Origin of the sequence: Vibrio algicola (assembly GCF_009601765.2) — a bacterium.
GTDB lineage: Bacteria > Pseudomonadota > Gammaproteobacteria > Enterobacterales > Vibrionaceae > Vibrio > Vibrio algicola.
The window spans coordinates 1,318,001-1,339,228 of the sequence record NZ_CP045699.1 but is presented as its reverse complement, the minus strand read 5'-3'; the positions used below and the strand labels follow the sequence as shown (position 1 = coordinate 1,339,228).

At 41.8% G+C, this 21,228-nt stretch carries 24 protein-coding genes; 16 read left to right on the top strand and 8 right to left on the bottom strand.

The features are described from left to right. Positions 1–15: 15 nt before the first annotated feature. From GFB47_RS06190 to GFB47_RS16765, 5 genes are all read right to left on the bottom strand, one after another. Positions 16–702 (bottom strand): LrgB family protein, encoded by a 687-nt coding sequence (locus GFB47_RS06190; RefSeq protein WP_153447189.1) that lies wholly within the window; start codon positions 700–702, stop codon positions 16–18. Position 703: 1 nt separating this feature from the next. Continuing rightward, positions 704–1,099 (bottom strand): CidA/LrgA family protein, encoded by a 396-nt coding sequence (locus tag GFB47_RS06185; protein WP_153447188.1) that lies wholly within the window; start codon positions 1,097–1,099, stop codon positions 704–706. Between the two features lie 22 nt (positions 1,100–1,121). Then, positions 1,122–2,546 (bottom strand): exodeoxyribonuclease I, encoded by a 1,425-nt coding sequence (sbcB, locus tag GFB47_RS06180; RefSeq protein WP_153447187.1) that lies wholly within the window; start codon positions 2,544–2,546, stop codon positions 1,122–1,124. A 507-nt stretch (positions 2,547–3,053) separates the two neighbouring features. Continuing rightward, complete coding sequence (locus GFB47_RS16770) at positions 3,054–3,200, bottom strand: phage integrase N-terminal SAM-like domain-containing protein (RefSeq protein ID WP_218619079.1); 147 nt, start codon at positions 3,198–3,200, stop codon at positions 3,054–3,056. Continuing rightward, complete coding sequence (locus GFB47_RS16765; protein ID WP_218619078.1) at positions 3,161–3,340, bottom strand: phage integrase N-terminal SAM-like domain-containing protein; 180 nt, start codon at positions 3,338–3,340, stop codon at positions 3,161–3,163. Before GFB47_RS16765 ends, GFB47_RS16770 begins: the two co-directional genes overlap by 40 nt. 355 nt (positions 3,341–3,695) lie before the next feature. Between GFB47_RS16765 and GFB47_RS06170 the strand changes: the two genes are divergently transcribed. Continuing rightward, the gene (locus GFB47_RS06170; RefSeq protein ID WP_153447185.1) at positions 3,696–4,610 is read left to right on the top strand and encodes a hypothetical protein; all 915 of its coding nucleotides are present in this window, start codon (positions 3,696–3,698) and stop codon (positions 4,608–4,610) included. 112 nt (positions 4,611–4,722) lie between these two features. After that, complete coding sequence (locus GFB47_RS06165) at positions 4,723–5,442, top strand: hypothetical protein (RefSeq protein ID WP_153447184.1); 720 nt, start codon at positions 4,723–4,725, stop codon at positions 5,440–5,442. A 66-nt stretch (positions 5,443–5,508) separates the two neighbouring features. On the opposite strand, the gene GFB47_RS06160 is transcribed toward GFB47_RS06165, so the two are convergent. Next, positions 5,509–5,958, bottom strand: coding sequence for a tellurite resistance TerB family protein (locus GFB47_RS06160; RefSeq protein ID WP_153447183.1), 450 nt, complete (start codon positions 5,956–5,958; stop codon positions 5,509–5,511). Positions 5,959–6,199: 241 nt separating this feature from the next. Here GFB47_RS06160 and GFB47_RS06155 point away from each other — a divergent pair, with 241 nt between their 5' ends. The 8 genes from GFB47_RS06155 to GFB47_RS06120 all read left to right on the top strand — a co-directional run bounded on the left by GFB47_RS06155 (position 6,200) and on the right by GFB47_RS06120 (position 13,900). Then, on the top strand, positions 6,200–6,889 hold the full coding sequence (locus GFB47_RS06155; RefSeq protein ID WP_178306488.1) for a sulfite exporter TauE/SafE family protein: 690 nt from the start codon (positions 6,200–6,202) through the stop codon (positions 6,887–6,889). Positions 6,890–7,043: 154 nt separating this feature from the next. Next, entirely contained in the window at positions 7,044–11,066 is a 4,023-nt protein-coding gene (gene hrpA / locus GFB47_RS06150; protein WP_153447181.1) for an ATP-dependent RNA helicase HrpA, read from the top strand. Positions 11,067–11,195: 129 nt separating this feature from the next. Beyond that, a complete protein-coding gene (locus GFB47_RS06145) occupies positions 11,196–11,687 on the top strand; it encodes an outer membrane beta-barrel protein (RefSeq protein ID WP_153447180.1) in 492 nt (163 codons plus the stop codon). Positions 11,688–11,875: 188 nt separating this feature from the next. Continuing rightward, positions 11,876–12,166, top strand: a complete 291-nt coding sequence (locus GFB47_RS06140; protein ID WP_153447179.1) for a YkgJ family cysteine cluster protein — start codon at positions 11,876–11,878, stop codon at positions 12,164–12,166. Positions 12,167–12,284: 118 nt separating this feature from the next. Next, positions 12,285–12,533, top strand: a complete 249-nt coding sequence (locus tag GFB47_RS06135; protein ID WP_153447178.1) for a DUF3297 family protein — start codon at positions 12,285–12,287, stop codon at positions 12,531–12,533. Between the two features lie 154 nt (positions 12,534–12,687). After that, entirely contained in the window at positions 12,688–13,041 is a 354-nt protein-coding gene (locus tag GFB47_RS06130) for a YkgJ family cysteine cluster protein (RefSeq protein ID WP_153447177.1), read from the top strand. Between the two features lie 36 nt (positions 13,042–13,077). Then, positions 13,078–13,440 carry an MmcQ/YjbR family DNA-binding protein gene (locus GFB47_RS06125; RefSeq protein WP_153447176.1) on the top strand — a complete coding sequence of 121 codons (363 nt, stop codon included), beginning with the start codon at positions 13,078–13,080 and terminating at the stop codon, positions 13,438–13,440. Between the two features lie 34 nt (positions 13,441–13,474). Beyond that, a complete protein-coding gene (locus GFB47_RS06120) occupies positions 13,475–13,900 on the top strand; it encodes a GFA family protein (protein WP_218619077.1) in 426 nt (141 codons plus the stop codon). Between the two features lie 34 nt (positions 13,901–13,934). On the opposite strand, the gene GFB47_RS06115 is transcribed toward GFB47_RS06120, so the two are convergent. Together GFB47_RS06115 and GFB47_RS06110 are read right to left on the bottom strand one after the other, a co-directional pair. Continuing rightward, on the bottom strand, positions 13,935–14,429 hold the full coding sequence (locus tag GFB47_RS06115; RefSeq protein ID WP_153447174.1) for a peptidylprolyl isomerase: 495 nt from the start codon (positions 14,427–14,429) through the stop codon (positions 13,935–13,937). 14 nt (positions 14,430–14,443) lie between these two features. Further along, on the bottom strand, positions 14,444–15,949 hold the full coding sequence (locus tag GFB47_RS06110; RefSeq protein WP_153447173.1) for a carboxypeptidase M32: 1,506 nt from the start codon (positions 15,947–15,949) through the stop codon (positions 14,444–14,446). Positions 15,950–16,163: 214 nt separating this feature from the next. Here GFB47_RS06110 and GFB47_RS06105 point away from each other — a divergent pair, with 214 nt between their 5' ends. From GFB47_RS06105 to prpC, 6 genes are all read left to right on the top strand, one after another. Continuing rightward, a complete protein-coding gene (locus tag GFB47_RS06105; protein WP_153447172.1) occupies positions 16,164–16,805 on the top strand; it encodes a LysE family translocator in 642 nt (213 codons plus the stop codon). Between the two features lie 137 nt (positions 16,806–16,942). Continuing rightward, positions 16,943–17,101 carry a hypothetical protein gene (locus GFB47_RS06100; protein ID WP_178306453.1) on the top strand — a complete coding sequence of 53 codons (159 nt, stop codon included), beginning with the start codon at positions 16,943–16,945 and terminating at the stop codon, positions 17,099–17,101. 72 nt (positions 17,102–17,173) lie between these two features. Further along, on the top strand, positions 17,174–17,872 hold the full coding sequence (locus tag GFB47_RS06095; RefSeq protein WP_153447171.1) for a hypothetical protein: 699 nt from the start codon (positions 17,174–17,176) through the stop codon (positions 17,870–17,872). Between the two features lie 208 nt (positions 17,873–18,080). Further along, entirely contained in the window at positions 18,081–18,776 is a 696-nt protein-coding gene (locus tag GFB47_RS06090; protein WP_153447170.1) for a GntR family transcriptional regulator, read from the top strand. A 215-nt stretch (positions 18,777–18,991) separates the two neighbouring features. Further along, entirely contained in the window at positions 18,992–19,858 is an 867-nt protein-coding gene (prpB, locus tag GFB47_RS06085) for a methylisocitrate lyase (RefSeq protein WP_153447169.1), read from the top strand. A gap of 102 nt (positions 19,859–19,960) precedes the next feature. Continuing rightward, positions 19,961–21,163, top strand: coding sequence for a bifunctional 2-methylcitrate synthase/citrate synthase (gene prpC / locus GFB47_RS06080; protein ID WP_153447168.1), 1,203 nt, complete (start codon positions 19,961–19,963; stop codon positions 21,161–21,163). Positions 21,164–21,228 lie beyond the last annotated feature (65 nt).

Below are 21,228 nucleotides of genomic sequence, written 5' to 3'. Positions count from 1 at the left end.
AATCAAGCTTTAACTTTAACCAATAAAGCCACCTACCCACAAACAAAAAGCGAAGAATACTGGCGCAAGTATAGACGTTATAATGCCGCAACTAACGAGTGCCAAAGAGCTAAAAGCAGCATCTTCCGCATTTTTACCGGCGCAAGTAGCGGTACCTAACGCGTGCGATACTGTCCCCATAGTCAAACCGCGTGCAATTGGGTGGGTCACGCCGAGTAATGTATAAATTGGGTAGGCAAATACCGAACCAAATACACCAACAATTAACACTAAAATGGCCGCGATAGCGGGTTCGCCACCTAAGCTTTTGCCTATTTCCATCGCTATCGGGGTAGTGACTGATTTACCCATAAGGCTGGCGACTAACGTCGGGTCGGTATGCAAGGATACGGCAATTAATCCGGCGGTGAGCATCGACATGCAACTGCCAACACCGCAAGCAAGAAAGATGATTTTCCAATTTTGTTTTATTTGGGGCAGTTGTTCATAAAGTGGGTAGGCAAGCGCCACAACGGCAGGTTGCAGTAGATAGGTCATCCAGTCGTTTTGAGCGTAATAGACTTTATATGGCACATCAAGCGCCATTAAAATCGGAATAATAATGATGATGCTCAACAACAAAGGATTGGCGAGTGGATTGTTGATTTTTATCGCCAGCCATCGCACCGCAAAGAAAACCACAAACGTTAGTAGTAACCACATATTATGACTCCTTACTTTTGCTTGTTTTTTCTACTTTATCGTGAGAGCTGAGTATTTTTTGTAAGCTCAGTGCGAGCACCACTAAAACAATGGTTGTTGCCCCCACGCTGCTGGCAAAAATAGACAGCGCATTGTCAATCAGCATCGGGAAGTGATCCATTAAGCCGACACTGATCGGCACAAATAGAATGATCATATAGCGAATAAAAGCATGCGCACTAGGGCTTATCCATTCCACTTTTATCAGCCCTGATGCCAAAAGTGCAAACAAAATCAACATGCCAAAAATACTGCCAGGGATCGACAGTGACAGCAAAGCTTGGATGCCATTACCGAGCCATAGACAGCCCATGATAATGGCAAAAGAAATAATATACCCCATAACCTTTTTAAACACTTTACATCCTTATAGTGCTTGTTTAAGAAGCGATCGATTCAACATATTGATACACCGCTTTCAGAACGTCCATTTTCGCGCTATCACTTTCATGTTCGTGTGCAAGATTCTCAAGATTTAGGAGGTAATCTTCAAGGTTAGCTTCAAAGTATTCTCGGCAATGTGCGCGCCATTGGTCTTGTTCTTGCTCATTGAGTGTCGCAGGGTAATTTCGAGCGCGGTAACGGAATAATAAGGGGGCGATCCGGGAGTCTTTAACCGAAAGCTCTAAACCGGCTAGATTCTCCGGTTTTGTTTCACGGATAATATCCATTGTTGATTTATCGGCAGGTGAGAAAAAGCCTGAATAAAGCTGGGTATCCACATTATCATCTTGCGGATATTCACGCTCAATACTGTACAAACCGATTAATTTTTCGCGGATCTCAGGATTGGCTTTTAATATGGCCAAATTAGCCAAGCACTGGGCGCGATCGATCCCTATGTTGGCGGCATTTTCTGCGGTTAAGGTTTTTGCAGGCGCTAGGATTGGGCACTTATTGAGATGCACCAGTTTTATCGGAACCGGCAGTTCATCGGGCGCTAAATCATCTCGCTTGGTATATAAACGTTTTTGCAGCTGTTCGGCGTCTAATTCCAGTAATGGGCTAGGATCTTTAGCCAGATCGACCACAATCACCGCATTAGCGTTAGTTGGGTGCCACGCCATTGGCACAATCCAACTGGTATTAGAACGCTGCACACCAAACATGCCAGAGACATGCATTAAGGGCGTCATGTTCACAATATCAATTTGTGCTTTTAATTTGTTTTTATGGCGCATATTGAGCAGGTAATTGAATAGCTTAGGTTGCGCAGCTTTTAATTTTTTCGCCAGTTCGATGGTGGCGATCACATCCGCCATCGCATCATGAGCATTACTGTGTTCGATACCGTTGGCAACCGACAGTCGATCGAGTTTAAAACTTGGCAGTCCATCGTCGTTTTCTGGCCAATTGATGCCATCTGGGCGCAGCGCGTAACAAGTCCGCATCACATCTAATAAATCCCAACGCGAATTGCCGTTTTGCCATGACCATGCATACGGATCGTAGAAATTACGATAGAGAGTGTAGCGGGTGACTTCATCGTCAAAACGCACATTGTTATAGCCTAATGACGTGGTATTGGGCTGAGCGAATTGTTCATGGATAAGGCGAATGAATTCAGGCTCAGGCAGTCCTTTTTGCACGGTGAGTTGCGGTTTAATTCCAGTCACTAATGCCGCTTCTGGATTAGGTAGGTAATCGGCAGGCGGCTTGCAGTAAATCACCAAAGGCTCGCCAATAATATTGAAATCGGCATCGGTGCGCACCCCAGCAAATTGGCTAGGTCTGTCTTTAGCCGGACTCACGCCCCATGTTTCATAATCGAAGAAGAAAAAAGTTGGTTGCTCATTGTTTTGCATTGATGTCACCCGTTTGGAATGAATTTCTTTCTAACGCCTTATGAACCATGGGGTATTAGGCCTTATCCGCATTGTGTCGTGTTGTAATCAATATCATGGTTGATGTCATTAAAAAATCAACCCACGAAGATAAGTAAGTATCCAACAATAAGCCTTAACTAGGCAAGGTGAATCAATAAATTAATGCCCGATCGGCGTAAATAAGGACGATATTTGCAGCGATAATAATCAAAGGCTGCATATTAAAACAGTAGTATTAGCTATGAGTCAGGGTATTAATCTAAAGGGCCTTTTCTGAAGCAAAACTGACTTCCAATGATATGTGTATATAATTCCGTGGTTCTTACATCGCTGTGACCTAAGAGCTCTTGAATCGTTCTTGATTCTGAGCCCACAGCCATACAAAAGGGCGCATATTAACCAGTTTTGCCCATTAAGATGGCTTAAAACTACATTGGCTTCTTGATGAGTTAATACGGTAGGTATTCGCTTCGGTTTCTTTGTAAATTAATAGCTTAAATCCGGTGTCTCAACTTTTAGAACGTGTCGATACATAAAAATGATGGCACATAATGCTTGGTTTTGTGTCGCACTGGATACTTTCCTCTCGTTTGCTAAGTAAGAAAGAAAAGTTTCAATGTGAGAATTTGACATGTCTCGGTGTTTTTAGGGGGTTTCATTTTGTTAAAACGAATGAATTGTCTAATCCAAAATAGATAGGATTTCTCCGTTTTTAAGCTGTAATGGCGCACTTTAATTTGTTGTCGAATAGACTCAATAAATGGTGAAGACATTATACAACCTCTTAACTGTGTTTATATACAGTTATAATGGTGTTTTGACCAAACTGCCATTAAAATGGAGAAAGCGAGAACAAAAAAGAACGGTTCAGTATTGTGATTTTAATCTAACTCACTGATTTAAAATTAAAGTATGTAATAACCTTAAGTTTGGGATTGTTACAATTGGCTTGTTAAACCCAGTTCTCGCTTTCTCCATCGCATAAAATCGGCTAAATGCTGTAAAAAATTCATCATTAGAGTATCTTATGATGATCAATGAATTGATTAGCAGTGAACGTGTTGAAATAATCTTCGGGTTTATCCGTGTTTCTTGCTAATACACTGTTAGCTAGCCAAAGGAGTATTGATGCTAGATTATATTATTGAGAACAAAGAGTGGTTATTTTCTGGAGTAGGTGTGGTTATAGCCACATTTATATTGTCCACTTTATTTAAAAGTAAGACCCAAGACAAAAAGAGCGACTCTTCTGATGTTTCAACTATTCCATCTCAAAGCCCTCCTCAGGTAAAAGAAATAAAAGAAGACACCGAGGTGGAAAAAGTCGCCAAGAGATTTAAAGAAACGTTAGAGCTTATGAACGAAGGCCGAGAGTATTCTAAGTTTACCATTCCTCAATTAGCTCAGATTATGAAGCTTCACAAAATTAGTGAACTTGAAAATGTATTTACTGGTCAAGAAGAGCCTACGTTTGATTTTATCGAGCACTATTCAAATACTTTTGGTGTAAACAAACAGTGGTTAATTGAAGGGAAGAGTTCTCCATATTCCAACAACTTTCGTTCACACAGTGATCCAATGGATTACTTATCAGAAATAACTGAATTAACCCCAGAGGGAATATATTTTATTAGGGATAATACAGATACAGCAGCAGCATTCATTTTATTAAAACTAACTAAGTGGAAGTACGTTATTTTTGATAGAACGTGGCATATAAGTGATGAAGTTGGAGCAGGAGGCCAACGTCAACTTTATAGTTTTTATAAGCTAGTTAAAGAACTGAGAGATAAGCTACACCTGCACACTAAATGCTGGGGATTAACATTAGATAAAAAAGAGTTTTCAGCTCTCTTAAATGGTAATGTTTTTCCGGGCTCGCATTTAGATAATGGCTTTTCGGAAGATCCTTGGTGGGATGATTTAACAGATATAAATCATGGTTACCCAATAGCGGAAAACTATGAGAAGTGGCATGGCAAGAGTTTTATTAAAGCTCAAGAAATAATAAAGTGGCAACTAGCAGAGAGAAAAGCTAGCTAACAAGTTGCTTAAACGGACAAAAAACAGCTGGCTTTTGCTCGTTCCTCGCTCATTTTAGCCAGCTATTTTATTGCCGCTTAGCAAAGCGTTATATTTTTCGAGGTTGAATTGAATGATCGATGCAATAAGTTACTTAAACATTGTAGAAGCTGTAAATAGAGATTTGACCTCAATGCCTAAAAGGATGATGTTCTTTGATTCAGTTGAACCCGCATCAGAAAGGCTTGCTACGAGTATTAATGAGAAAACCCAAAAACACAGCTTAGTTGCGGTACTATTTTGTAACCCTAGAACTGAGTTTTGTAAAAAAGAGATTCTTGAATCTTTAAGTTATTTGCATCATCGCTCAGGTAAGGCTATAAATATTTTTTGTTGCGGTTACGGTGCATACTGGCCACATGGGAAATATCCAGATCTAGAACCTGTGACAAAAATTGATGGCACTGATTGGTTGTATAGTGACAATGCCTTTGTTTCCGTGATTAACGAATTTGAAGATAAAACAAATTGGAAATATAGTGGGGAAAATGAGCTTCTTTTATTAGATGTGAGTCCATCAGTAGATAACGGTAATTTAAATATAAACAATGCTATTGTCTGTAATCTTGAACAAATGAAAAAAGATGAAGCATTTTCATCTGTTCGATCTTTGTTTGAAAAACTTATACGCTATTGTGCAACAACTGAATCCGCGGATGCTTGGACTTTTAGTGATACCCAAGGATTAGACATAGCGAAAAGTTTGCTAAAAAATACATTTCTTAGTTTCTTACCAAAAGACCTTCAAAAAACATATAAGCAAGCTGAGAATTACGTGATCAAAAAAATATAACAAATAAGGATAGGTGTCGCGCAGCCGACACCTCTTTTTATTTTTTCATATTCAAATCACGTCAAGTTAAGGTGAGGGAGCAACCGATAATTTAGCGCGGATAAACTCATTATGGTTGACGTAAAGCAGTTCAGCAACGCGTCGGATCACCGCTTCTTCTATCGGGTCAAGGTAACCATCAGCATAAGCCACTTGCCACATGGCTTGGATTAATTCAAAGCGTTGTGATTGATCTAAATCTCGCAGTTGGTCGGTAAAATCATAGACCGAAGCGGAATGCTCAGAGCGAATGCTGGCTTGGCTTAGCAGTTCTTGGACTTCACTTTCGCTGCTGCCAGTTAACTTCATTAACATATTAGTTTGGGCGATAATTTCTTGTTCATCGACCAAATGATCGGCTTGAGAGACTTGGCATAACAACGCCGCCATCGCCAATTCACTGTTACCTGTGGTGTTTGAAGCGTAAGCAGATTCTTCAACAAGTTGATTAAATAGAGTTTTTATAGATTTAAACATAACAATCTTCAATTTATTTAAAGGAACTAAAGGTATAGTTAGTTTTTTGCTCATAAAGTTCAAGTTTATAAACAAATAAATTGATATTTAAGATGAAATTTATTACTCATTTTTTATCACCATTCAGTAGAATTATTTTGATCTAGGTATGTATACAATGACTTACTCTGGTTTATCATGCATTTTTAACATTACCTTTTGAGTTAACATGTTCGATTTTAACAGCACCGTATTGATCGCTATGGCGATCATCTTCCTTGGCGCGTTTGTACAAAGTGCGATTGGTTTTGGTTTAGCCGTGGTTGCTGCGCCATTATTATTTCTCGTTTCTCCTGAATACGTTCCTGCTCCGGTTATCATTGTCGCTTTCTTTAACTCGATATTTAACGCGTATAAATACCGCAATAGCATTGCCATCGGTGGTTTAAAAATGGCGATTTACGGTCGAATTCCAGGCTCTATTGCCGGTGGAATACTGCTGTTGTATGTGTCCAGCTCAATATTGTCGTTATGGTTGGGCGGAATGGTATTACTGGCGGTATTGATCAGTTTATTACCGATACGTTTTGAACCCACTGCAAACCGTATGGCGATAGCAGGTTTCTGTTCAGGCTTTATGGGTACCAGTTCGAGTATTGGTGGCCCGCCAATGGCGCTGATTTTACAACACCAAGACGCTTCATCGTTACGGGGTAACTTGGCGGCATTCTTTGTGCTGAGTTCATTTATCTCTTTATTTGTGCTTTATTTTGTTGGAAGTTTTCATTGGCAACATGTGATCATGACACTACCTTTATTACCAATGGGTTGGCTGGGTTATGTAGCCGCGCAAGTGGTGGTGAAATATGTGTCGAAAGAATGGATCCGTATTTTTACCTTAGTGATTTGTTTGACTAGCGGTGTTACGGCGATTGTTCGCGGCTTATCTTAACTTTCTTATCGATTTAGGGCTGTGTTATCATAGCTCTAATTTCCGTTCCAATATCCTTCGCTTTTAAAGCCACAATCTATCGATTCATTTGATTGAATCGATAGGGCGATATTGTTACGTGCTTTCAAACTTTTAAGTCTCAATAGGAATTGCTTTGACCCAGTCTCAGCCTCATCAACCAAATTCTTCTTCTCAGCAAAGCCCATCTTCACAGAAAGGCACGTCTTCCCAACAAGGGAATAGCGCACATAGTCTGCGCTGCGCACTGAAAGACTGCATGATCCGCGATCGTTTTCGTTTAAGTAAGCGTATTCACGGTGCTAACAAGATTAAAAATCCAGACGCAAAAGCCAAAGTGTTTGATGAAATCGCCATGGATATCGCCAAGTCGATGATGGTAGTGCAAAATCGCAGTTTACAAAAACCGCATATCGAATACCCAGATATTCTGCCAGTCAGCCAAAAGCGTGATGATATCGCCGATGCGATCGCCAATAACCAAGTGGTGATCATTGCCGGTGAGACGGGCTCGGGTAAAACCACTCAAATCCCTAAAATTTGTAGTGAGCTTGGCCGAGGTCGCACTGGTTTAATTGGTCACACTCAGCCACGTCGATTAGCGGCGCGCTCGGTTGCCAATCGTATTGCCGAAGAAATGCAAACGCCATTGGGTGAATATGTCGGCTATAAAGTTCGCTTTAACGATCAGATCTCCGATAACACTCAAATCAAATTAATGACCGACGGTATTTTACTGGCGGAAATTCAGCACGACCGTTTTTTAAACCAATACGACACCATAATTATCGATGAAGCGCACGAACGTAGCCTTAACATCGATTTTATTATGGGCTATTTGAAAGAATTATTGCCAAAACGCCCTGATCTTAAAATTATCATCACCTCGGCAACCATCGATCCAGAACGCTTTTCGAACCATTTTAATCAAGCGCCAATCATTGAAGTGTCAGGCCGTACTTATCCGGTGGATGTTCGTTACCGTCCGCTTAATCCAGATGACGCTGGCTCTGATGAAAAGAGAGAAGATCACGACCAGCTAGAAGGCATATTCCAAGCGGTCGATGAATTGTGTGACGAACCAGGTTTGGGCGACATTTTGATCTTTATGAATGGTGAGCGTGAAATTCGTGATACCGCCGACGCCTTAACCAAACGCGCGGTTGGCAATCGCAGCATGCGTGATACCGAAGTCGTGCCGCTGTATGCGCGTTTATCTTCAGCCGAGCAAAACAAGATTTTCCAATCCCATACTGGTCGCCGTATTGTACTGGCGACTAACGTGGCCGAAACCTCGCTGACGGTTCCTGGGATCAAATATGTGATCGATCCGGGTACCGCGCGTATCAGTCGTTATAGTTATCGCACCAAGGTACAACGTCTGCCAATCGAGGCGATCTCACAAGCCAGCGCCAATCAGCGTAAAGGGCGTTGTGGGCGTGTCAGTGATGGTATTTGTATTCGCCTGTATTCGGAAGATGATTTCAATACGCGTGATGAATTTACCGATCCTGAAATTATTCGCACCAACTTAGCATCGGTTATTTTGCAGATGACCTCATTGGGGTTAGGCGATATTGATGCCTTCCCATTTGTAGAAGCGCCCGATAAACGCAATATTCAAGATGGGGTACGTTTACTGGAAGAGTTGGGCGCAATTAACCCCAATTCGAGCGATCCTAAAAAACGGTTAACCGCAACGGGGCGAAAATTGGCGCGCTTGCCGATTGATCCTCGTTTAGCTCGTATGGTGCTAGAAGCGGTGAAATACAATTGCTTAAAAGAAGTGATGATCATTGCGGCGGCGTTGTCTATCCAAGATCCGCGTGAACGCCCATCGGATAAGCAACAAGCTTCAGATGAAAAGCATAAACGTTTCTTCCATGAAGATTCCGATTTCTTAACCTTTGTTAATGTGTGGGATTATCTTAAAGAGCAGCAACAAGCACTATCGAGTAATCAGTTCCGCAAGCAATGTAAGCAAGATTACCTTAACTATCTACGAGTGCGTGAATGGCAGGATGTGTATTTCCAAATCCATCAAGCGATGCGTGAAATGGACACCAAGTTAAACAGTGAACCAGCTAATTACGAAGCGGTGCACAGCGCTTTATTGGTGGGCTTGTTATCGCATATTGGTATGAAAGATGCAGAAAAGAGCGAATATCAAGGCGCGCGTAATGCTCGTTTTCATATCTTCCCAGCTTCTGGCTTATTTAAGAAACAACCCAAATGGATTATGTCGGCCGAGCTGGTTGAAACCTCCAAACTTTGGGGACGGATCATTGCCAAAATCCAACCAGAATGGATTGAACCGCTGGCGCCGCATTTAATCAAACGCAGTTACAGCGAACCGCATTGGTCGAAGAAACAAGCTGCGGTGATGGCGCATGAGAAAGTGATGTTGTACGGCATTCCAATCGTGCCAAAACGCACCATTAATTATGGCCCGATTGATCCCACGTTATGTCGAGAAATTTTCATTCGTAGCGCGTTAGTAGAAGGCGATTGGGAAACCAAGCATCATTTCTTTAAACAAAACCGTCAGTTATTAAAAGAAGTTGAAGAGCTTGAACATAAATCTCGTCGCCGCGATATTTTGGTCGATGATGACGAGTTGTTTGATTTTTACGATCAGCGAGTGGATACCGAAGTGGTGTCCGGCCGTCATTTTGATGCGTGGTGGAAGAAGGCGCGTCAAACCGAAGCTGAACTGCTGAATTTTGAAAAAGCGATGCTGTTTAGAAATGATGCCAGTCATGTGACCGATCTCGATTATCCGAACTTTTGGCATCAAAATGGTTTAAAGCTTAAATTAAGCTATCAATTTGAACCAGGGCAAGCGGCTATTGATCAAGACCGAGATGGTGTCACCGTGCATATCCCATTGCCGATCTTAAATCAGATTAGCCAAGAAGGTTTTGATTGGCAGATCCCAGGGCTACGACATGAGTTAGTGGTGAGCTTGATTAAGTCGCTACCAAAAACGCTACGCCGTAACTTTGTGCCAGCACCAAACTATGCCGATGCTTTTCTATCAAGGGTGTCATCTCAAGAAAAGGCAATGGAATTACCACTGTTAGATGCGTTAGAAAAAGAATTGCGCCGTATTACTGGTGTTGAGATCAAACGAGAAAACTGGCAGTTAGAACAAATTCCTGATCATCTAAAAGTGACGTTCCGCGCGGTCGATCACCGTAAGCGTAAATTGAAAGAACATTCTGATTTATATGAACTAAAAGAAAGTCTTAAAGAGAAAGTACAGCAGACTTTATCTAAAGTTGCTGATGACGATATCGAGCAGCAAGGTTTACATACTTGGAGTTTTGGTGAGCTGCCAACGGTTTATCAGCAAAAACGCGGTGGCTTTGAAGTCAAAGCGTACCCAGCGCTGGTGGACAGCAAAGACAGTGTCGAGATCAAACTGTTTGAAACTGAACAAGAGCAACAACAAGCAATGAAGGCAGGACAGCGCCGCCTTATTTTGCTTAATGTGCCATCACCCATTAAATATCTGCACAGTAACTTGCCGAATAAATCGAAATTGGGTTTGTACTTTAACCCTTATGGCCGAGTGCTGGATTTGATTGATGATTGCATTGCCTGTGGTATTGATAAGCTGATCGAACAAAAAGGTGGTTTGGTGTGGCAACCAGAGCAATTCGAAGCTTTAAAAGAACATGTTAGAGCGGAACTGGGCGATACCGTGGTGGATATTGCCGAACAAGTTGAAACGATTTTAACCACCGCATTTAGTATTAATAAAAAGCTCAAAGGTAAAGTGGATTTCACTATGGCGTTTGCATTATCTGATATTAAAGCGCAAGTGGAAGGGCTCATTTTTAAAGGTTTTGCCACCGAATGCGGTTGGAAGCGTCTGCCGGATATTTTGCGTTATATGAAAGCAATAGAACGTAGGATGGAAAAACTGCCGATCGATCCAAACCGAGATCGCTTGCATATGTTAAAAGTCGAATCGGCAGTAAAAGATTATAAACAGCTATTAAGCAAGATCCCGAAAGGGGTAGAAGTCCCTGAGAACGTTAAAGAAATTCGCTGGATGCTCGAAGAGTTACGAGTCAGTTTCTTTGCCCAACAGCTCGGCACGCCGTATCCGGTGTCCGATAAACGGGTTAAAATTGCCATTGATGCTTGTTAAGTTTAAAGGGATAAAAGTAAAAGTAATGTAATTGTTGGTGTTTTTACTTGATTTCAATAAGTAAGTCCTGAATTATATGTGAAAATAACAAAGCGCGAGGCAGCTCGCATAAATTTCGAAGGAATCGATATGAAAAGAACATTATTAGCCTTAGCTCTTGCAACGGTTGCCACCTCAGCTTCTGCTGATTCTTGGTTATACGCGGGGGCAAACTATGGTGTGGCTGATTACACCCAAAATGGTGCAGACAACCATAACGTATACGGTTTAAATGTCGGTACTGGTATTCTTCCTTTCATTGGGTTAGAGGCTGGTTATTGGGATTTGGGTGAAGCTCAAGGTTCCGATTTAAGTGCACTTTATCTTGGCATTAAACCGAGTATTAATCTTGGGCCATTTGAGTTTTATGGCAAACTTGGTGCCAATAAATACGATATCAGTGGTGGAATGCTTGGCAGTGATGACGGCTACGACATGATGTATGGTGCGGGTGTCGAATACACCATCTTTGATAGCATTCCAGGTGGTTCATTATCAATAGGTGCGGCTTACAACAGTTTTGGTTTCGATAAATTTAAAGCCAACACCTATACCGTTAGTGCCACTTTCCATTTCTTATAAGTTAACTGACTTATAAGCGGACTGGCGATCAAATGAGTTGGTTATAAAACTTGTTGGTTAAAAGATACAATCAAAGCGCGACTTTAGGGTGGCGCTTTTTTTTGCCTATAAAAGAGACTTTTACGATAAAGATTGGTTTTTAGCGTAATATAGAGGGATACAAATCGAATTTAAAAATGAAGTGAATCATGACCATCAATGTTAAAAATATTCCAGATGACCAAGTTGCTTGTTCTAATTGCCAAGCCTGTTGCTGCCGATTAGAAGTCATGATCATTACCGACACTGGCGTGCCTGAAGAGCATATTGCTTATGATCAATGGGGCGGTGAAACCATGCTACGCTTAGATGATGGTTGGTGCTCGGCAATGGATCGAGATAATTACATGTGCACTATTTATGAAAACCGTCCATGGATTTGTCGTGAATTCGAAATGGGCTCACATGAATGTCTTAATGAGCGAAAGTTAATGCTCTAACCTAATTACCTCACATCGGTATTGTCGTAAGCTATTACTTGTGATGAGATACATTCCTTGAGCGTAAGGCTGATATTGACTACAATGACGCACTTTCTATCTTACACAGGTCACGAACATGAACGACACTACATCACAACCAGCTTTACCTGATCATCTTTCTGGTAATCCACGCAGCCCACACCATGTGGCTGAATGCTTCGAGCATATCATTGGTATTACACTTAATGGTAAAGAGCGTTTCGATGTTGAAGAATATTGCATTAGTGAAGGTTGGGTTAAAATCCCTTCACCTAAAGCGCTTGATCGTCGTGGTCAACCAATGTTGATAACACTAAAAGGCACGGTTGAAGCTTTTTATAAGTAAACCGTATTGCTTAAATCGTTAATGGTTACCCAAAGGAGCTAGAGAAATTTAGCTCCTTTTTTGTTGCGCTAAAATCGATGACTATACTTATACGTCAGCAGCGTACAATTAGGCGAAATAAGCAAATAGAATACAAACGAAAAAGGTAAGCCTTATGAATAACAACCGAGAAGTGATTGCGTATTTGCGTGAACGTATTCCATCGTTTGAGTGTAAACCCGGTTGTCACGACTGCTGTGGTCCGGTGACAACGTCTTCTGAAGAAATGTCTCGTCTGCCGGTGAAAACGGAGGCCGAACATGATGCCGCATTAGATGACTATAATTGTGTTCATTTAGGCCCGAATGGTTGTACGGTGTATGAAGAGCGCCCGTTGATCTGCCGATTATTTGGCACGACACCGAGAATGGCATGCCCAAATAATTGCCGACCCGATGAAATGATCGATCCAAAAACCGAACGGCAGATCCATCATTACATCAAGAATACTCGTCAAGTTTTAGTGTGATTTACTGAGTTATCATTAAACATGGAATCAAAGTGTATGGATGACAATAAATTCAATCAGTTTTGTGGGGCGTTTCCGGCAACCACCTATGTGATGCAATGGCATAATGCCCATGTTTGGAAAGTAGGCGGAAAAGTGTTTGCGATTGGCGGGTGGGGGTCAGATGATAATCCGGCTTATACTTTTAAAACGTCCGAGCAAAACTTTCTATTTTTGCGTGATCATGAAGGTTATCGACCTGCGCCATATTTTGCTAGTCGCGGTATGAAGTGGATACAACAAACCGATACCACCGGCGAGTTAGACGAAGAACTAAAATATTACATTACAGAATCATATCGCTTAGTGTCTCTGGGTTTAACCAAGCGGATACAACAAGAACTCGGTCTTAATCAATAAGCCACTAGGTACATACTTTAAGGATAAAATGAAAATGTCAGATTTGAATAACAATGTAGGACAATGTTTATGTGGCGCAGTGAAAGTCGAGGTTAGCGAGCTTGATCCTAAGTTTACCGTTTGCCATTGCAATATGTGCCGAACGTGGGGCGGCGGACCATTGCTTGCGGTTCAATGTGGCACTGAGGTTAAGTTTGAGGGTGCTGACAATATTCAACAATACGCATCATCAGCGTGGGCAACCCGAGGCTTTTGCCGCCAATGTGGCACCCATCTTTTTTATCGTTTCAATAAAACGAAAAGCTATAATATGCCAGTTGGGTTATTTTCCGATATTGAAAACCTGGCTATGACGATGCAATATTTCAGCGACCAACGCCCAGAGCACTATTGTTTTTCAAATCAAACTCAAGAAATGACGCAAGCACAGATTGAAGCGTATTTTGCGTCGATTTCTTAATGGTTAGAAACGAACTCTAAGCTTAAAACTAAAACTAAAGCTGAACCGTTACTTTTTGTATGATGATGGGCTCACATGGCACATCATCATGCTCTCGTTGACTGGTGGTTTTCGCTTTAGCGATCGCGTTTACCACTTCCATTCCGGCACTGACTTGCCCAAATACCGCATAACCCCAACCTAAATTGGTGGTGGCGGTGTGATCTAAGAAGTCGTTATTATCTAAATTGATAAAAAACTGCGCAGTAGCAGAATGCGGCGCTTCGGTTCTTGCCATCGCAATACTGCCAATCACATTTTTCAGGCCACGATTGGCTTCATTGGTGATCGGATCGCGAGTGGTCTTTTCTTGCATATCCGGTGTGAAACCGCCACCTTGTATCATAAAACCATCAATCACTCGGTGAAAAATAGTGCCATCGTAAAACCCATCCTGACAATACTGTAAGAAATTACGCGCACTGACGGGGGCTTTCGCACGGTTTAATTCAATTTCAATCTCGCCGAAATTGGTTGAGAAAGTGATCATATTATTTATCCTAGTTATCGTAAATAGCGCGTTTCTAAATGTCGTTTAAAGTGCTCGGCATTGAGTACCTCACCGGTCGCTTTCGTCACTAAATCATCAGTATTATACAAACTTCCTTGGCTCCAAATATTACTTTCCAACCAATTAAAGATAGGGGCCAGGTTGCTGGATTGGATCGCGGCGCTCACATCTACGCTTTGTTTCATGCTGGCCATAAATTGCGCCGCGTACATTGCACCAAGAGTGTATGACGGGAAGTAACCAAATGCGCCATCGGTCCAGTGGATATCTTGCATACAACCATTTTGATAATTGTCTTTGGTGCTAATGCCAAGGTAGTCTTGCATTTTTTGATCCCATAATTCAGGGATGTCTTGATAGCCGATTTTACCATTGATTAAGTCACGCTCAATCTCATAGCGTAAGATCACATGAGCAGGATAGGTCAGTTCATCGGCATCAACTCGAATAAAGCCTTTTTCTACCCGAGTGTAGAGCTTTTGGAAGTTCTGTTGACTAAAGGCGGCATCGTTGTGACCACTGAACGACGATGCCGCCATATTGGATAGATGTTGAATAAATTCAGGGCTGCGGCCTAGCTGCATTTCAAAAAATAGCGATTGAGATTCGTGGATCCCCATTGAACGGGCTTCACCAACAGGCAGTCCGGCAAATTGTTTTGGCAAACCTTGCTCATATCGCGCATGACCAGTTTCATGTACCACCCCCATTAAGGCTTGCATAAAATCGGCTTCATCATAACGAGTGGTAATGCGGACATCTGTTGGTACACCACCGCAAAATGGATGCACGCTTTCATCTAATCGCCCGTGATTAAAATCGAACTGTAACAATGTCATGATCTCTAAGCCGAGCTCTTTTTGCTTGGCAGTCGAAAATGGTCCTTGCGGTTGAATGATCGTTTGCTGTGCTTGTTGGTCAATCACACTATCAATCAAGTTTGGCAACCAGGTTTTGACATTGTTAAATACCACATCTAACGATTGAGTGGTGGTGCCAGGTTCATACAAAGACAGCATTGCATCATAAGGTGTGCAGTTTGTATCTTTATTATTACTATTATTGGCTTCAGCGCGGATCTGCGCTTCTTGTTGTGAAAGATTGACCACTTCTTGCCAGTTTTTAGCATAACCTTGCCAATCATTATTTTTACGTTGAGTGCGCCAAGCATGTTCACATTTAGAACCTGCCAGTGATTTCGCTTGTACCAGATCTTGCGGCAGAACATTGGCTTGTTGCCAGCGTTGTTTCATTTCGCGCAAACTGGCTTGCTCGCGGTGATTTAAGCTTTCTTGTTCAGCTTGAGCAAACCAGTCACCAAGTTGCGGCTCGGTATTGAGTTGATGCAATAACACCGAAAGTTCTGCCATCGCGTTCGAGCGAGCTTGATTGCCACCACTTGGCATAACGGCAGCTTGATCCCAGCCAGAAATAGCGGCTAAATGGTTAAAATTTGCGATCTTGAGAGTGTGTTGCACCAGTTTTTGATAATGGCTCATAATATCCCTATAGTCTCGGAAATGACATTGACGGTTTCGTTATTCTATTGTCTCTGCGTATCTTAGCGAAGCGGCAGTCGAACCGCTATGTATCTTTGTTGAAATGTTATTGATGATTCAGTTAAAAAAGATTTCAATCTCTCTTGCTGGCTGATATAAATCTTATTCATCCTACAACTTTTTCAATATTCAACTTAAAGGACGTGACATCTTCATGGATCTCTACATCATCAATGCCAGTGCTTTTTTAATTACTATTACCATATTGACGTTAACCCCAGGTTTAGATACTGCCATTGTGATTCGTAATACTACTCGTAACGGCAGTGTGCATGGTTGCATAACCAGCTTAGGTATCTGTTGTGGCTTGTTTGTGCATGCGACGTTATCGGCGATTGGGATCTCGGCTATTTTGCTGCAATCGGCGCAACTGTTTCATATTATGAAATGGATTGGCGCGGCTTATTTGGTATATTTAGGCATCACCAGCTTGATTGGTGTTTGGAAAGGGCAAGGCAAGCTTGAGATTGGAAATGTCACTACCAAACAAAGCGCCAGTATCAAGCGTTCGTTCCGCGAAGGGTTATTGTCCAACGTATTGAACCCGAAAACAGCGGTGTTTTATCTCGCTTTTTTACCGCAGTTTATCAATCCAGAATACTCTCCACTGCTACAATCATTATTAATGGCATCGATCCACTTTGTGATCGCGATGGTATGGCAATGTGGAATTGCCACTATGATCCATTCAGCTAAAAATTGGGTACAAAACTCATCGGCGATGAAATGGATGGAAGGCGTGACTGGGGTGGTGCTGGTATCATTAGGGATAAAGCTTGCGTTAGATAGCCAATAATTAAGTTGAAGTAAAAATAAAAGCGTAAAATGTGAACAAAAAAGCAAACAATCTGAAAAACTTGCGTTGAGATAAAGTAATAATACTATCAGAATGTTATACCAACACTTCATAATAATTAAGTAAGAGGGGTAACCATGATCAGACTTATTTTTATCGCTGTTTTTGCTGCTCTTGCGTATTTATTGATCCGCTATCGTGCTAATGCGAAAGTGCAGCAGTGGATCATTTACGGCTTATTAGGCTGCTTTGGGGTGTATATCTCCATTGTGGTGATAAGTGAATTAATTCGATAATGTTCAAGTTTGAGTATTGTTATTTTTACTGAATATGTAAGTAATCAATAGATAGGATGTACGGTGTCGGCAATGATCAATAAAAAACACATTAGTTTGGTAGGCCTGTTGGGTGTGATAGTCGGCTCGGCAGTGACATATTCTATTGTATCTTCAACCCAAGATGCGTCTTTACAACAAAACCAACAAGTTCAACAAAAACAGTTGCAACAAGTAAAGCAATGGCAACAAAAAGCCCAAGATTTGCAAGCGGATCTATCAAAAGAAGTGGAAGCGTTTCAAACCTATAAATCGGAAAGTAAAGATGATAAGCAAAAGATAGCAGACTTAACGGCTGAATTAGAAAAACTAAAGCAAACACAACAAAAGGTTAAAAAAACCTTAGTGGTGCAAAAGAAAAAAGCAGCAGTGCTAAAAACAGAAAATAAAGAATTAGCCAAAACCACAGAACTGCAATCGGATATGTACGAGCAGTCACATGAATTGTTTGTTAAACAAGGCGCGCTACAAACTGATATTACGAAATTGTCGACAACTCGTGAGAAGTTAATCGCCCAGACTAAAAACTTCACTGAACAATGTAAGTTATTTAAAGATGGTACCAGTTGGGATCCTAAATCAGATTCTTGTGCCAAAGAAAAGTTAGCCAAAGAGCAAACTATAAAATTGACTAATAGCTTGAATAACAAGCAGAAACAATTAGATGAACTCAATGCATTGATCAAGAAGTTGGGGGTCAAACCAGAAGCAGCGCCTAGCATAAAAGAGTAATTCTTCACCAAGAACGATGCTAATAACCAATAAACACCAGTCATGCGGCTGGTGTTTTTTTATGCGAAAAATTAGTGATCGTTATCATATTGTCAACAATGCCAGATTGATATTAACTATTTCGTAACATATAAAGGGGTTAATCCGATAGATTGTTGACAGTCATTGAATTTATAACGGTCATTCAAACAATAGATAGAGTAGCTAAATGAATATGCCAACCCCTGATGCAATACGCCCTAATGAAACGGGTGAAAAAGATGAAACCAAATCATTTAGCCTAACGGAATACCTGATTGAAAATATTGTTGATGGCACCATTGCTCAAGGATACAAAATTTCAGAGCCAGAAGTGGCGCGACGCTTACAAGTCAGTCGAGGCCCGTTGCGTGAAGCCATGATGCGAGTCGAGGGATTAGGGCTTATTGAACGTATTCCCCATGTTGGCGCTCGAGTGATCACACTGACGCCAGAAAAATTGATTGAGTTGTATCAAGTGCGTGAAGCGTTAGAAGGCATGGCGGCGCGATTAGCGGCGCGTTTTATGACAGAAGAAACTTGGCAGCAGCTTAAGCAAGTATTAGAAGCACATGCCGAGCATATTGAGCAAGTCGATGGCGAAACCTACTTCCAACAAAATGGCGACTTTGATTTCCATTATCAAATTATTCTTGCCAGTAAAAATAAACAATTAATCAATATGTTATGCGGTGAGCTTTATCATCTTGTTCGTATGTATCGTTTGCAGTCAGCCACTCGAACTGCGCGGCCGAAACGCGCATTAGATGAGCATTACTTCATTTTACAAGCACTGCGAAATAAAGATGAAGAGTTGGCTGAGATGTTAATGCGACGCCATATCGCTGCCAGCCGCAAGATAATAGAAGCGCAACTTGAGCAATAATATCCGTTTATACCCAAAGTAATTGAAGTTGCAGTGAGGCGGCAAGTAAACGAAGCCCCATGAGCTTAGCTTGCCTAAGTGATTGGGGTGAGTTAGCGCAGCCAAAAAAGCTGCAGCTTCAAGTAAGACGGGTATATATCTTATTCGCGTTAGCGTCAATATACACGGCACAACGATTAACAGCGGCACATCTACTAATTAATAAGGGAAACATTATGAGTCATGGTGCAAAATTTCGAGCGGCAGTCAAGCAAGCTCAACCATTAGCGATTGTTGGAGCCATCAATGCCTACAGCGCCATGATGGCCAAACAAGCAGGGCACCAAGCCATTTATCTGTCTGGCGCGGGGGTGGCGAATGCCTCTTATGGACTGCCAGATTTGGGTGTCACCACCTTAAACGATGTGTTAATTGACGCCGAACGTATTACTAATGCCTGTGATTTGCCTTTGCTGGTGGATATCGATACCGGTTTTGGGGGCACATTCTCAATTGCCAGAACTATTAAAGCGATGGAAAAAGCGGGTGTGGCTGCGGTTCATATTGAAGATCAAGTGGCGCAAAAACGTTGTGGACATCGTCCGAATAAAGCGATTGTGTCACAGGCTGAAATGGTTGACCGAATTAAGTCAGCGGTCGATGCGCGTATTGATCCTCAGTTTGTGATCATGGCGCGTACCGATGCGTTAGCCGTTGAAGGGATGGACGCAGCAATTGAGCGTGCGGTGGCTTGTGTTGAAGCCGGAGCAGATATGATTTTTCCTGAAGCGATTTTAACGTTAGAACAATATCAGCAATTTTCCCGCGCAGTAAAGGTGCCGATCTTAGCCAACATTACCGAATTCGGCCAAACCCCTTTATTTAATCAACAAGAGTTAGGCGAGCATGGGGTTGAAATGGTGTTATATCCATTAAGTGCTTTTCGAGCCATGAATCAAGCGGCTGAAACTGTCTATCAGTCAATCAGCCAAAATGGCGATCAAAGTGCAGTGCTTGAGAAAATGCAAACTCGCGACGAACTGTACCAATACCTTAACTACCATCATTATGAAGATAAATTAGATCAACTGTTTAAATCGTAATGTATTAAAGAAATGAAAAAATAACAACAACAATGACGATAAACAGAAGGCAAAGATCTTCACTGTCATACTTTGAACCAATAACGCTAAAAGGATGTTTGTATGTCTACTGCTAACGTTTCAAATTTGCAAGAATCGCTCGCGGCTTCCGATCCAATACAACAAAACACACAGTCAAGCAAAACGGCTTTATCTGGAGCCGGTTTACGCGGCCAAAGTGCTGGGGAAACAGCCTTATGTACCGTGGGGAAAACAGGGACCGGTTTAACTTATCGCGGTTATGATATTACCGATCTGGCTCAGCATGCTCAGTTTGAAGAAGTGGCGCATTTATTGTTACGCGGTCACCTTCCAAATAGCCTTGAGCTTGAAAACTATCTTCAACAACTCAAATCATTGCGCGGTTTACCTCAAGCGTTAATTGCGGCATTAGAGTTGATCCCAGCGAATGCTCACCCAATGGATGTGATGCGCACTGGTTGTTCTATATTGGGTAATCTTGAAATGGAAGAGGATTTTTCGCAGCAATTAGATGCTACCGAGCGAATGTTAGCGTTATTTCCAGCCATCATTTGTTATTGGTATCGCTTTAGCCATGACGGTGTTCGTATTGAAACGGATGATCAAACTGAAGACAGTATTGGTGGTTATTTTCTTAAAATGCTGACCGATAAACCTAGCACCGAATTACAACGTCAAGTGATGCATTGTTCATTGGTGCTATACGCCGAGCATGAATTTAATGCCTCGACCTTTACCGCGCGAGTATGCGCATCTACTTTATCGGACATTCATTCTTGTATTACCGCCGCAATTGGCACTTTGCGTGGGCCGTTACATGGCGGGGCGAATGAAGCAGCGATGGCGATGATCGAGCAATGGCATTCAACTCAGCAAGCCGAGCATGAATTGATGAACATGTTGGCGAATAAAGAAAAAGTGATGGGCTTTGGTCACGCGATTTATCGTGAATCGGATCCGCGTAATGCATTGATCAAGCATTGGTCAAAAGTGTTATCGGAATCGGTTGGAGATAGCCATTTGTATGCGGTATCTGAAAGAGTTGAAGCAGTGATGAAGCGGGAGAAAAACCTGTTTTGTAATGCCGATTTCTTCCATGCCTCTGCGTATCACTTCTTAGATATTCCAACCAAGCTATTCACTCCAATATTTGTTATGAGTCGCTTAACTGGGTGGGCGGCGCATGTGTTTGAACAGCGTGCTAATAACCGAATTATTCGCCCAAGTGCCGATTATGTAGGCCCAGAGCATCAACAATGGTTGCCAATAGAGCAACGGCCATAACGGTTTTCGAGATTATTTATAAAAATCGAGCTTACGCATATCACAGTTAAAAAATCGAAAGGAAT